At 39.1% G+C, this 12,956-nt stretch carries 17 protein-coding genes; 7 read left to right on the forward strand and 10 right to left on the reverse strand.

The genetic code is table 11. The features are described from left to right. Positions 1-9: 9 nt before the first annotated feature. Together CWB72_RS10640 and CWB72_RS10645 are read right to left on the reverse strand one after the other, a co-directional pair. The gene (locus CWB72_RS10640; RefSeq protein ID WP_138631243.1) at positions 10-900 is read right to left on the reverse strand and encodes a DUF481 domain-containing protein; all 891 of its coding nucleotides are present in this window, start codon (positions 898-900) and stop codon (positions 10-12) included. Positions 901-906: 6 nt separating this feature from the next. Further along, positions 907-1,239: a DUF440 family protein gene (locus CWB72_RS10645; RefSeq protein WP_130255432.1), complete on the reverse strand. Its 333-nt coding sequence runs from the start codon at positions 1,237-1,239 to the stop codon at positions 907-909. Positions 1,240-1,383: 144 nt separating this feature from the next. On the opposite strand from CWB72_RS10645, the gene CWB72_RS10650 reads away from it, so the two are divergent. From CWB72_RS10650 to CWB72_RS10665, 4 genes are read left to right on the forward strand one after another with little or no spacing between them, the layout of a single operon-like run. Beyond that, entirely contained in the window at positions 1,384-2,175 is a 792-nt protein-coding gene (locus CWB72_RS10650; RefSeq protein WP_138631245.1) for a crotonase/enoyl-CoA hydratase family protein, read from the forward strand. 44 nt (positions 2,176-2,219) lie between these two features. Further along, positions 2,220-2,597, forward strand: coding sequence for a CidA/LrgA family protein (locus CWB72_RS10655; RefSeq protein WP_138566064.1), 378 nt, complete (start codon positions 2,220-2,222; stop codon positions 2,595-2,597). Continuing rightward, positions 2,590-3,309, forward strand: a complete 720-nt coding sequence (locus CWB72_RS10660) for an LrgB family protein (RefSeq protein ID WP_138631247.1) — start codon at positions 2,590-2,592, stop codon at positions 3,307-3,309. Before CWB72_RS10655 ends, CWB72_RS10660 begins: the two co-directional genes overlap by 8 nt. Positions 3,310-3,327: 18 nt before the next feature. Continuing rightward, positions 3,328-4,155 (forward strand): mechanosensitive ion channel family protein, encoded by an 828-nt coding sequence (locus CWB72_RS10665; protein WP_138631249.1) that lies wholly within the window; start codon positions 3,328-3,330, stop codon positions 4,153-4,155. 94 nt (positions 4,156-4,249) lie between these two features. Here the strand turns inward: CWB72_RS10665 and CWB72_RS20565 are convergent, their stop codons facing one another. The 3 genes from CWB72_RS20565 to cysS form a co-directional block, all read right to left on the reverse strand. Then, entirely contained in the window at positions 4,250-4,414 is a 165-nt protein-coding gene (locus CWB72_RS20565; RefSeq protein ID WP_171037273.1) for a hypothetical protein, read from the reverse strand. A gap of 550 nt (positions 4,415-4,964) precedes the next feature. After that, on the reverse strand, positions 4,965-5,267 hold the full coding sequence (locus CWB72_RS10670; protein ID WP_138631251.1) for a helix-turn-helix domain-containing protein: 303 nt from the start codon (positions 5,265-5,267) through the stop codon (positions 4,965-4,967). 520 nt (positions 5,268-5,787) lie between these two features. Further along, positions 5,788-7,167: a cysteine--tRNA ligase gene (cysS, locus tag CWB72_RS10675; protein WP_138631253.1), complete on the reverse strand. Its 1,380-nt coding sequence runs from the start codon at positions 7,165-7,167 to the stop codon at positions 5,788-5,790. A gap of 183 nt (positions 7,168-7,350) precedes the next feature. Between cysS and CWB72_RS10680 the strand changes: the two genes are divergently transcribed. Together CWB72_RS10680 and CWB72_RS10685 are read left to right on the forward strand one after the other, a co-directional pair. Next, positions 7,351-7,842 carry a peptidylprolyl isomerase gene (locus tag CWB72_RS10680; RefSeq protein WP_138631255.1) on the forward strand — a complete coding sequence of 164 codons (492 nt, stop codon included), beginning with the start codon at positions 7,351-7,353 and terminating at the stop codon, positions 7,840-7,842. A gap of 86 nt (positions 7,843-7,928) precedes the next feature. Next, entirely contained in the window at positions 7,929-8,669 is a 741-nt protein-coding gene (locus CWB72_RS10685) for a UDP-2,3-diacylglucosamine diphosphatase (RefSeq protein ID WP_138631257.1), read from the forward strand. Between the two features lie 61 nt (positions 8,670-8,730). Here the strand turns inward: CWB72_RS10685 and CWB72_RS20860 are convergent, their stop codons facing one another. The 4 genes from CWB72_RS20860 to miaE all read right to left on the reverse strand — a co-directional run bounded on the left by CWB72_RS20860 (position 8,731) and on the right by miaE (position 10,481). Beyond that, positions 8,731-8,916 (reverse strand): hypothetical protein, encoded by a 186-nt coding sequence (locus CWB72_RS20860; RefSeq protein ID WP_354384663.1) that lies wholly within the window; start codon positions 8,914-8,916, stop codon positions 8,731-8,733. Between the two features lie 17 nt (positions 8,917-8,933). Next, the gene (locus CWB72_RS20865) at positions 8,934-9,251 is read right to left on the reverse strand and encodes a YdcF family protein (protein WP_252371528.1); all 318 of its coding nucleotides are present in this window, start codon (positions 9,249-9,251) and stop codon (positions 8,934-8,936) included. Between the two features lie 25 nt (positions 9,252-9,276). Next, the gene (locus CWB72_RS10695; protein ID WP_138566073.1) at positions 9,277-9,663 is read right to left on the reverse strand and encodes a hypothetical protein; all 387 of its coding nucleotides are present in this window, start codon (positions 9,661-9,663) and stop codon (positions 9,277-9,279) included. A gap of 62 nt (positions 9,664-9,725) precedes the next feature. Then, positions 9,726-10,481: a tRNA isopentenyl-2-thiomethyl-A-37 hydroxylase MiaE gene (gene miaE / locus CWB72_RS10700; RefSeq protein WP_138631259.1), complete on the reverse strand. Its 756-nt coding sequence runs from the start codon at positions 10,479-10,481 to the stop codon at positions 9,726-9,728. A 231-nt stretch (positions 10,482-10,712) separates the two neighbouring features. Here miaE and CWB72_RS10705 point away from each other — a divergent pair, with 231 nt between their 5' ends. Further along, positions 10,713-11,312, forward strand: a complete 600-nt coding sequence (locus tag CWB72_RS10705) for a Yip1 family protein (protein ID WP_138566075.1) — start codon at positions 10,713-10,715, stop codon at positions 11,310-11,312. Positions 11,313-11,418: 106 nt separating this feature from the next. Here CWB72_RS10705 and purF read toward each other — a convergent pair whose 3' ends face one another. Further along, positions 11,419-12,945 (reverse strand): amidophosphoribosyltransferase, encoded by a 1,527-nt coding sequence (gene purF, locus CWB72_RS10710; RefSeq protein WP_130255740.1) that lies wholly within the window; start codon positions 12,943-12,945, stop codon positions 11,419-11,421. Between the last annotated feature and the right edge of the window lie 11 nt (positions 12,946-12,956).

The following is a 12,956-nucleotide window of genomic DNA, read 5'->3' on the forward strand; positions in this document are numbered from 1 at the left end:
CTCTTTAGATTAATCTTCTATTACAACAGGTGTTGGACGGGTGAAATCTTGTAACCCGCCACTAAAACTATAAATCAAGGTGGCGCTCACCTCGCTATCAACTTTCAGCTTATCTTCTTCTGGTTTTGAGTTATAACGATATGTGTAGGCGACTTTAAAGCCAATACCACCTAAAACTTGCGTTACCAATGATGTTTCGCTTAAAACACGTGAATTCAGTCCGGATAAAGAGCGCTCAACACTGACATCTTGGTTGAAGCGAGTTCGCTCAGATATTTTACGCTCCCACTGCACTGAAAATCGCATTAATTGGCCTTGCTGAACGCGGCTTACACCTTCTAGTAAATCCACCTCATCATCGGTGCGGCTGACTGATAAACCAGGGCCTACATCCAGGTCTATGGTATTTTTTCGGCCTTCAAATAATCGAGTACCGTAACCTAGTGCAAAAGTTGCAGTGTATTCTTTACCACTAAATTCATCGTCTTCATAATCGCCATATAAAAACAGTGACTGATTGTCTTGACCAATTTTATAGTTACCCTGCATTGATACAAAATAACGCTCAGCTGACACGTTTTCTTCACCGGTTTCTTCATCTGTGTCTTCACGGTATAAACCATCAAACTTGAAATGATTACGCCAATGGGTGAAATCTTGGTATAAATTTCCTTTTAATTTGAAAGCCGTACTCTCAGCATTGCCCTTGTTAATGATAAGACCAAACTCTGTATCACCGTATAAGAATTCCCCTTTATGAAGTTCATGGATTTCTTCTTCAGAAAGCTCTCCATATTCACGAAAATCTTCAAACGGGTCTACCGCAAAACAAGGTGTGCTTACAGCAATAAAACTGGCTCCGGCTATTAGTACCGGCGTTGTTATTTTTCTTCTTAACATGCTTTTTTATTGAGTGTTTTCTTCGGCTTCTTGCTTCCATAACACATGACAAAACGGCGCATCCAAGTCGCGGCTGATAAGTATTTTAGCTAGTACTTCGTCATCATCTTCGTACTCAATACCCACTAAAACTTGTACAAAATCTTCTAGGTCACTTTCTAGCGATACAAAATCTTGCCAACTATCGTCTGGCTCACTGTCTTCTATAAAGCCATATTCTTCATGATGCTGATTAAACTCATTTATGTCTAATTCAGATAAGTTTTGGGGTGCTAACTCAAGAAAAATTTCATAAGCTTGATGAGTGGCTTCTTCAATACTGCAAAGACGTGCTGACATAGAACTGACTCGCTAACAAATAGTAGGGTTATCATACAAAACCGTCAATAACTTGGCTACGGTCTTGAGTCGAATTGATGATTTTACATGGCAAAAAAAGCCAGTTAGAGTGTTAGCTCTACAACTATAATAAACAGGCCCTCTATGATTTCTCTTGAAATAGTAAACAACATTGCTTATGTCACCCTTAATCGACCTGAAAAGCAAAACGCTTTAAGTGTTGAGATGTTTGTGCAACTCGACAAACACATTAAAGCAATAAAGAAACAACGAGATGTCAGAGCTGTGATTATACAAGCTGAAGGTGAGCACTTTTGTTCTGGGTTAGATGTCAAATCAGTAATGGCTAAACCACTGAATATATTGAAGCTATTATTTAAGTGGTTACCTGGTAATGCGAACCTAGTACAAAGAGTGGTTTTAGGATGGCAATCTATACCAGTCCCTGTCATCGCCTTATTAAAAGGTAATTGTTTTGGTGGTGGTTTTCATATTGCACTCGGTGCAGATATTCGTATTGCTGATAACCAAAGCCAAATTGCTATTATGGAATCCCGCTGGGGGCTCTGCCCTGATATGGGCAGCTCACCATTGCTAATGGGACTTACCAATTATGATAATGCCCTGCTATTGAGCTCACTTGGCAACCCTATTTCTGCTCAGCAAGCTAAAGAGATGGGTTTACTCACCGAAATTTCACAAAACCCTGAACAGAGAAGCCAAGACATTATTGAGCAATTAGCCATTCGCTCACCTGATGCAATCAGTGCGATTAAACGTGTGAACCAAGCAAGTTTCCAATACAATCGCAGAAGTTTATTAGCCAAAGAAACTTGGTCACAAATAAAACTATTGCTAAATAAAAATACCCGTATCGCTATGTATAATGCGACAAAAGAGGATGCAAAACCTTACAAACCAAGAAAGAAATGGTAAATAAGTCGCATCGCATCAAAATGACAGGCTGATAAAATAAAATCATGATAAAAATTAAGCCGATACTCTTTACTGTCATGCAATTTTTAACAAGCCTGTTGTTGATGATTGCATGTTTAATAATCGCCAAAGCCACAACGCATTTCTTTGAAATCAATTTTCCGAGTGCTTTAATTGCTATGCTATTACTGTTTTTATTACTGAGTATCGGAGTGATAAAAGCCGCGTGGATTGCGCCTGCAAGTCAGCCGGTTTTGAAATACATGGCATTGTTTTTTATCCCTGCTGGTGTTGGTCTTGTTGAGCATCTCAATATAATTGCCATGCACTGGCCCTTACTAATGAGCACTTTAATTTTGGTTCCCTCATTTGGCCTATTTTTTGTTTCTTATATTGCGAAACGCAGAGGAAGTAATGGATAAGGCTTTATTATTCTCAGTGTTTACCTCTGCAATAACCTGTTTATTCATCATCGTTTTATTTTTTGCGGCTCGAAAGCTTAATGCAAGATTTGACTCCCCATTATTTAACCCACTTCTTGTGAGTATTTTAATACTTTCATTGTTGTTAATTTTAACTGGAGTCAGTTATGAAGACTTTGCTTCTGCAAGTTTGCCGATCCATCTCTTTTTAGAAATCGCAGTTGTCGCTTTAGCCTACCCCTTGTACACCCAATTTCATGATATCAAGCGAAGCTTTGGCTTATTATGTGTGTGCAGCTTTATTGGTGTTAGCAGTGCTACTGGGCTTGCATTTTTGCTATGTCATCTGTTTTCGGCCCCTGAAGCACTATATAACTCACTTATGGCACTTTCTGTCACAACGCCCATTACGCTCATTATCACTGATCTTTTAGCTGGTTTACCTGCAATAGCCGCTGTTATGGTGATTTTAATTGGTATGTTTGGTGCTGTATTTGGGCTAACTCTACTTAGCTTGTTTAAAGTGTCAGACCAAAGAGCAAAGGGTATTGCGCTAGGTGTGGTATGTCATGGTGTCGGCACTGCGACAGCCATTGAGCACCACCCTCAAGCTGGTGCGTTTGCATCAGCATCTATGATAATTAGCGCATTAATCACTGCGCTTTGGGTACCAATACTGTACGCTATACTTATATCATTATTTGGCTATTGAATTTATTAGGTATTTATCGTGATCCAACAAGAAATAGAACAAGTTGAACGCTATTACACCATCATTAAAGATTACTTAGTTAATTACAGTATGCAAGTTGTTGCGGCCATACTGATTTTAATTATAGGTTTATGGGTATCTAAAAAAATCTCCAAAACCGTTGAGCGACTTTTACTTAAACATAACATAGACATTGCACTGACAAATTTTATTGCCAATGTGGTTAAAGTTTTACTCATTGTGATGTTTGTTGTCATCGCACTCGGTAAACTTGGGATCAGTATAACGCCATTTGTTGCAGCAATTGGTGCAGCTTCACTCGGTGCTGGTTTGGCTCTGCAAGGTATGTTGTCGAACTACGGTTCTGGCCTAGCAATTATTGCAACTCGCCCATTTGTTGTTGGCGATACCATTTCAGTTAAAGGTGAGTCGGGTCAGGTTAAAATGATTGAATTAGGTCACACCATTTTAATCAACGAAGAAAATGTCGAGATCACCATTCCTAACAAACATATTGTTGGTGAGGTATTACATAACTCGTTTAATAATTCATTAGTAATGGGTGAAATTGGTATCGCTTATTGTGCTGACAGTGATCAGGCCATTGCAGTCATAAGATCAATTTTATCTTCCCACGCAAAAGTAGCCAACGAGCCGCACGCTAAAGTTGGGATTGAAAGATTTGATGATAGTGCTGTTGTAATAAGTTATCGCTATTGGGCTCCTACAACTGAGCTTATTGATACTAAGCTAGACATTAACCAACAAATCTATGCGCAAATTAAAGCTGCAGATATTGAAATACCATTCCCACAACGCGTAGTGACGATAAAGAATGAAAACTAGCTAGTTTCGAGAAGACCTAAGAGTCAGAAGCTAGAAATATAAAAGCCGTTCGAATTGAACGGCTTTTTAGTATTTGATTCTAGAACGACTTAAGCTAAGGCTTAGCTGGTTCTACTGGTTTAGTTGGATCAGTTGAAGCTGATTCAACTTTTTGCTGTTGTGTAGCTTGAACTTCCCTTGGTGGAAGGTCTGGACTTGTGCCGCCGTTTGCAGGACTTCCACCTACAACTTTCTTTAAACTCTTTTTATCTAAAAACATAAGAATTAAACCTTTAAAATAAACTGTGCCTATTCAAAATTTTAACTTTTTTGAAGATGACTAATATAATAAGCCTTCTTAATAGCATACGAAAAACCTACAACAGCAGACATAATAATCATAATTCTTTGTAAATTATCTCTTACGTAAAGTTTGTAATATGCATTATCGATCCAATAGTTCAAATACAGACATACTTCGACTAACGCTATCGTATTATTAAAAATACAAACTAGAGAAATGAGTATTAAAACTGCTTCTTGTACTGAATAAGTGTGTTGTTTATATGCATCTTCAAAAAACGGTATCTGCTTAAACTTATAAGCTAAATATCTCCTGCTAAAAACAAAACACAGAAAAATACCTGATGTTACAATCGACCAAATATAAAAACCTACAGGCATCGACATAGCCCAACTTAAGGTCATTGTACTAATTGTTGTTGGGATCAAAAAACATGATATCGTAAACCTTGCATTAATATCTTTCCAACATACAAACAAGCCAGTAATAAACGTTATCGGTATTAAATAATCAAATAAGGCAGCGCTCATTCTTTCACCTCTTCAACATCTTTATTATTCTTATTTTCTTTGTCATTTTTCTTACCAAAAATATCAAAGTATGAGGCAGGATCACGACCACTGATCAACAGTATGTCGATAAATTTGCTTAATGGGATCTCATTTTTGCCGCTTTCCCAATTTGAGATGGTTGATTGATCGCACTCAGATATCATTTTTTTGGCAAGCTCAGCTTGGCTTAGCCCTAACTCTCTTCGAATTTGTCTTATGAATCTTTGTGCTTCAACCTTAAAGCTAAAAGTCTTCTTTTGTCGCTCGGTCGTTTTCATTACATCCTTTCCATTAAAGCTACTTCCTTAGCTCTAAACAATAAAGTGGTGTTTATGAAGATTGTCATAGGTATCTATGAAAAATTTACACCATGATAACAAGGTAGTTTCAAAAATTAAATACCTTGCAGGTGTTTCTTTTTTGAACCCTAAGCCAAATAAAAGGATAATCATAGGACTGCGCATATTTTTGTCACAACAAAGCTTTTATTAACAGGTTGAGAAACTTAAAACTTTGATTCTAGTCAGATAACTCAAGGCTTGGGAAGGTATAGGTGTGAGGTGTGAACTCGATTTATATGATCCTAAGAGAAGCCATTATTGAGTGCCAAACAGATATGAAACAGCTAAATAGAGACATAGATGATTTAGCTATTAAATCTAAATGTCAGAATGAACCAAGTATAAGCATCTTTAGAAACATATAGCTTTAACGATAAAAGTACATAGCTAAAAACAAGCTTTAAGAAATAAAAAACCCAGCATATTCGCTGGGTTTTATATTCTTTAAAACGTTAGGTTATGCTTTGCGCCACGTCGTTTTACCTGCACTGTCTTCAAGTACAACGCCCATCGCAGTTAACGCATCACGCGCTGCATCCGCAGCAGCCCAATCTTTATTCGCACGCGCTGTTAAACGCTGCTCAATTAACGCTTCAATCTTAGCGACTTCGTCGTCATCTTGGTCGCCTTGTAAGAATTGCTCTGGCTGTTGCTGTGCAATACCTAGAACTTCAGCTAACTTAACAAGGATAAACGCGTGCTCGCCCGCCGCTTTTGCATCCTTTTCTTTTAGCAAGTTCACTTCTTTTGCTAATTCAAAGATGACTGGCAGCGCTTCTGGTGTATTGAAGTCGTCGTTCATCGCTGTTTCAAAACGCTTGGCAAATTCTGTTTGCTTATAATCAACTTCAACTAACTCAACATCACGTAACGCTGTGTAAATACGTTCAAGAGAAGAACGTGCTTGATCTAGATTTTCTTGCGAGTAGTTAAGCTGGCTACGATAGTGACCGTTAATTAAAAAGTAACGTACTGTTTCGCGGTCGTATTGCTTTAAAACTTCACGCACTGTAAAGAAATTGCCTAATGATTTAGACATCTTCTCTTTATTTACTTGTACCATACCCGTGTGGATCCAAGTATTTACGTAGTTACCGTCATTAGCACAGCATGACTGGGCAATTTCATTCTCATGGTGCGGGAACTGTAAGTCCGAACCACCACCATGAATATCAAAGTGCTCACCTAAATGCTTTTGGCTCATTGCACTACATTCGATATGCCAGCCAGGACGACCTTCGCCCCAAGGTGATGACCAAGAAGGTTCTCCCGCTTTGGCTTTCTTCCAAAGTACGAAATCTAGAGGATCATCTTTGCCTTCAGCGACTTCAACACGCGCACCGGCTTGCAGCATATCTAAATCTTGCTGAGACAATTGGCCGTATTGCTCGAATGTTGATACATCAAATAGTACGTCACCGTTTTGTGCAACATAAGCGTGTTTTTTCTCAACTAGACGTTCTATCATGTCGATGATCTCATTCATATGGCCGGTTACCGTTGGCTCAATATCAGCTGGCAACATATTCAATGCTTCGAAATCTTCATGCATTGCTTTGGTCATACGAACCGTTAAATCGTTGATCTCTTCGTTGTTTTCAGTAGCACGCTTAATAATTTTGTCGTCTACATCGGTGATGTTACGTACATATGTCACATCAAACCCTAAATAGCGAAGGTAGCGATTCATTACATCAAACGAAACATAAGTACGCGCATGACCCACGTGGCAGAAATCATAAATGGTGATACCACACACATACATGTCGACTTTGCCTTCGACGAGAGGTTTAAACGGCGCTTTTTCACGAGTAAGTGTGTTGTATATCTGCAACATTGAGTCTGTTTCCTAATCCAATAATAGACATAAGCCGCAATCATAACACTTGAATACGCCCTGCTCTATACCCGATTGCAGCTATTTCCCGATAAATACACTATTAACACAAAGCTTTAACCGATTTATATTCTGCTATAAAATACATTCCTTTAATAAAAACATATCGAATAGGTAACCACAATGGTTGTACTTCAAACAAACTTTGGTGAAATCAAAGTAAACCTTTTTGCAGAAGAAGCGCCTGCAACAGTTGAAAACTTTTTAAACTATGCAAAATCAGGCTTTTATGACGGCACTATCTTCCACCGTGTAATCGACGGTTTCATGGTTCAAGGTGGTGGTTTCGCTCAAGGTATGGAACAAAAGTCTGTTCAAGCACCAATTCAAAATGAAGCGAACAATGGTCTGAGCAACAAAACTGGCACGCTGGCTATGGCTCGTACACCAGATCCTCACTCAGCAACAGCTCAGTTCTTCATCAACGTGAACGACAATGACTTCTTAAACTTCTCTAGCGAAACTTCGCAAGGTTGGGGTTACTGTGTATTCGGTGAAGTTGTAGAAGGCATGGACATCGTAAACAAGATCAAATCTGTTGCTACAGGTTCTACAGGCTTCCACCAAGACGTACCACTTGAAGAAGTGATCATCGAGAAGGTGACTGTTGCTTAAATCTGAGTGTTAAGCAACTAAGGCTAGGTATGCACCTAGCCTTGTCTTTTTCTCACTCACTATTCATTTTCTTTTAGGCTTTTTGAATGGCATCTCGCAAAACCTACTTTATCTCTGACTTACATTTAACAGAAGACCGTCCTGACATCACCAATGCATTCAAGCTATTTCTTGAAACACATATGACTGATGATGTCGATTCTTTATATATTCTTGGAGATTTTTTTGAAGTATGGATAGGTGATGACGGTCATACAACACTGACCGACGAAGTTGCATCTCTGTTGAAATCTTTGTCAGACAAAGGCATTTCAGTCTTTTTTACCCATGGTAATCGAGATTTTTTACTTGGGAAGAAATATGCAAAGCAAGCAGGTATAACATTACTACCTGAACAACAAGTCATTGATTTATACGGTACGCCTACAGTGATATTGCATGGTGATGAAATGTGTACACAAGACATTGCCTATCAAAAATTTCGTAAAAAAAGTCGAGGCTGGTGGTGGCCTAAACTAATGCTAGCCATGCCACTCAGTTATAGAAGAAAAGTCGCCAAACAAGCGCGCCAAAAAAGTATTGAGAGCCAAAAAGGCAAGCCATTAGATATTCTAGATGTGACTGCTGATGCAGTTTTGGACATGTTTGCGAAACACCATGTAAAACACATGATCCATGGTCATACACACAGACCAAATGTGCACACAATTGAAAAAGGTGAAGATTCCTTAACCAGAACCGTACTCGGTGATTGGTATTCGCAAAGCTCTTACTTAGTTGTGACTGAAAATGAGCAAATTCTGCACCAAGGTAGCCCTTTTAACTGATAACTACCCTATGTAGAATCTGAATAGAGCGACCTAGGCTTTATCCTCAAGATGACCAAGGTTATTGAGCATTGGTATCAGCACTAGCCAATAATGTATCTATATTTTTAGCTTCTCTTTGTAACGCCTTTACTTCATGTGCTAATAACTTTTCTAGTTCATGATCACAAACAGGCGTTGGTGCTTCGACACATTCAAGCAAAAGTTCAGGACAAAGACGGTTGAAAATGTACTTTGCTCTTTTCATATGAAAACTCGAAGTGATCAGTACAACTTCAGAAATCGCAGCCTTTTTAAGATAGGCTTTGCAAGCAAAGCATCTTCTAGCGTAAAACGGCTTTCGGAAATGGGTAAAAATTGAGTATCGGGGACACCCAACGCTGTTAAGTAAGCCTTTACGTAGTCTGCATGGGCCTGTTCAGTCACATTAAAATGCGCACCAAACCCGCCAGTACAAAGGATCTTTAACTCTGGATAATTTAAATGGTATTCGAAAGTTGTCTTACATCGTGATTTGACAATTTCAGACAACTCCCCTTGAGCATTATTTGGTCCGCCCAGTAAAATAATCGCTTTTAGCAACTAAATTTATCCCATTCAACCTGAATTAATATTCTAACTTTAACAGCCTTTTGGCTTCTTCTTTTGATGTAAGTGTATTTTCACACAATACATATCCATCGACTTTAGAAATAATATATTTAGCTAAGCCCTCGGTTTCCATATGCTCAGATTGGGATTCAGTAGTGCGTAGTATTTGATAATCTCCGTCACATAACTCTTTGGCTCTACGGTTAAACGTCTTGTGTGCCGCAGAATAGTTAAGCCAAGGAGCAAAATTTGTCTTAGCCATAATTTTGTACATTCCTTCAGCTATTTTTTTATCCCTAAAACCACCTCCTAGAGCACTTTCTCCTTCAAGATCTATATTGTGATAAGAACTTGCACAACCACCTAGTAAAGTTACAAAAATCAAAGCAAATAACTTCTTCATCTTTTTTCCTTATTATTGTTTTATATTGCGGATAGCTTTGAAACTAATTTAGACTAATAATATTAAATTATTGGTGCACCTGAATGGAACTTAAAGTCTTCATCTGGAGAGGCTATTAATTCAGCTTCAACCTCACCAAAAAATGCGACGCGCTCAGAGATGTCTTTCCCTGCAATTTCTTCTGCCAGCGTCAGGTAGTCTTGATAATGACGCGCTTCAGAACGAAGTAAAGACTCATAAAAATCACCGAGTTTCTTGTCTACATGTGGGGCTAGTTTTGCAAATCGCTCACAAGAGCGGGCTTCGATATAAGCGCCACAGATCAGTTTATCTATGAGTTTTTCTGGCTCATACGTGCGAACATGTTTAAGTAGTCCACTTGCGTAGCGACTTGATGCACAATATTCGTATTCAACGCCGCAGTCATGCATTATCTCTAATACTTGATAAAAGTGATGTAACTCTTCTTTGATAAGCAAGACCATTTTATCAATTAAATCTTGGCCATAAGCGGTCTGTGCTTTAGGCACCATAGATTTATTCAGCTTATTGCAATCAGCTAAGTCTTGCCAACTGCCTGTTTTACGATAGGTAAAATCTTCATACGGCTTCAGCCATTCTAGAAGCGCAGTGCCACTGTCTTTATCTACTGCGTATTTACGGATCAAATACATGGCAGATTGTGCTGCTTTTAGCTCACAGACCATGTGGTCAATTAAAATGACAGGTAGGTTTTTAGGGTCTTTTGCTGCTTCAATCCAACTAATAGGTGTTTCGCATTGTAAGAATTGATTTATTGGCTCTAAAAGCTTATCCAAGGCTGACTCTCAAAGTGGCTCTAATAAAAATTACCGCGAATTGTATCATAAAACTGGCTCAGGCTAATGCATTGGATCAAAGGAAGATTATTGCGTTCAAAGAATTTAAAACTTTTCAATTAGACGAAAGTTTAACCATTTCTTGACAAAGAAATGCTTCTTACGCATAAATAACAATGAAAGATGTATAAAAAACACACACCCTTTGCCAAATTCTGATAAGGAGGCCTTATGATTTTAAATCATTTATGGGGCTTGTACGCTCACCCACTCGAAGAGTGGCAAACCATAGATAATCGTCATGAGAGTATTCAATACAGCTTGTCTCATATCGCGCTTATCGCACTGATCCCAAGTATTATGGGTTATATCTCTTCTGTACATATTGGCTGGCGTATTGGTACGTCAGATATTGCCTTTCTAACACATGAAAGTGCGCTACTTATTGGTGTCGCAATGTATTTTGCACTCATTATGGGTGTATTTGCACTGGCCTATTTAGCACATTGGATGGCTGTCACGTTCGGGGCTAAACCAACTTATACACAAACTTTAGAGCTCGCGGCTTACACGGCCACACCGGTATTTATGTCAGCAGTATCAGCTGTATTCCCTGAGCTTTGGTTTGTAGTGACTGTAGGCATGGCAGCATTGGCTTATTCGGTTTATTTACTTTATACCGGAGTTCCTATTTTAATGCATATTCCCGAAGAGCGAGGCTTTATCTATGCTAGCTCTGTTGTGACCTGCGGGTTAGTCTTAATAGTAATTATTATGGCTGGTACAGCTATTTTATGGACTAATGGCATAATTAGCCCTACTTTTAGTTAGGGTGCTTTGAATAGCACCTAAATTTTTGCTTTTATCCAAAAGTTAAAAGGAGCGAATAATCGCTCCTTTTTATTTAAGGTGTATTTATTAGTTATTGCTAACTAATTTACTCGCCTTCTGACTCTTCTTGGTTATGTAACTCAAGTGAAGCTGACATTGCTTGCTCTCGAGTCGACTTTGCAGAGTCGTTACGTAGCGCGTCGATACGATTTAGATATTCTTGGTCGATATCACCTGTGATGTACTGACCATCAAATACTGACGTTTCGAATTCAGTAACATCTGGGTTTTCTTGACGAACTGCAGCAATGAGATCTTCAATAGATTGGTAGATTAAGCCATCAGCACCAATGCTTTGGTTAATGTCATCTACTTCACGACCGTGTGCAATTAGCTCAGCAGCGGACGGCATGTCGATACCATAAACATTCGGGAAACGAACTTCTGGTGCAGCTGAAGCAAAGTATACGTTTTTAGCGCCTGCTTCACGTGCCATCTCAACGATTTGAGCTGAAGTTGTACCACGAACAATTGAGTCGTCTACAAGTAATACGTTTTTCCCTTCGAATTCTCTGTCAATCGCATTTAATTTACGACGTACAGATTTCTTACGCATTTCTTGACCTGGCATGATGAATGTACGGCCAATATAACGGTTTTTAACGAAACCTTGACGGTAAGGCTTGTCTAAAACCGTTGCTATTTCTAGCGCTACATCACACGAGGTTTCAGGAATAGGAATAACCACATCAATGTCTTTATCAGCCCACTCACGTGCAATCTTTTCGCCTAACTTAGTACCCATATTTACACGTGTTGCGTAAACTGACATGTTGTCGATTACAGAATCAGGACGCGCGAAGTATACAAACTCAAAAATACACGGTGCGTGTTGTGTATTAACAGCACACATTTGCGAGAATAGTTGACCATCTTCAGTCACGTAAATCGCTTCACCAGGTGCTACGTCACGTACAAACTCGAAGCCATCGGCTTTAAGAGCTACGCTTTCTGAAGCAAACATGTATTCAGTACCGCTTTCAGTTTCACGCTTACCATATACAAGTGGACGAATGCCTTTAGGATCACGGAAAGCCACAATACCGTGACCGATGATCATCGCAATACTTGCGTAACCACCAACAACTAGCTCATTCACATTTGAAATTGCACTGAACATATCTTCAGCTTCAAGCTTTAACTTGCCTGATTTGCAAAGTTGATGCGCTAGAATGTTTAAAAGAATTTCAGAATCTGAAGTGGTGTTTACATGACGGCGAGCTTGGCTAAATAATAACTCTTTAAGCGCTTCTGCGTTTGTAAGGTTACCATTGTGCGCTAAGGCAATACCAAATGGAGAGTTTACATAAAATGGCTGTGCTTCTGCAGAACTTGAAGAGCCTGCAGTTGGGTAACGCACATGGCCGATACCAATATTGCCTTGAAGGCGCTTCATATGGCGGGTATGAAACACATCTTTAACAAGACCATTTGCTTTTCTTAAGCTAAACGTATTGTTGTCGATTGTGATGATGCCTGCTGCATCTTGCCCGCGGTGTTGCAAAACAGTTAAGCCATCATACAAAGCCTGATTAACAGGAGATGTTGCGACTATACCAACGATACCACACATTAAATTTTTCC

Origin of the sequence: Pseudoalteromonas phenolica (assembly GCF_005886345.1) — a bacterium.
Classification (GTDB): Bacteria; Pseudomonadota; Gammaproteobacteria; order Enterobacterales; family Alteromonadaceae; genus Pseudoalteromonas; species Pseudoalteromonas phenolica_A.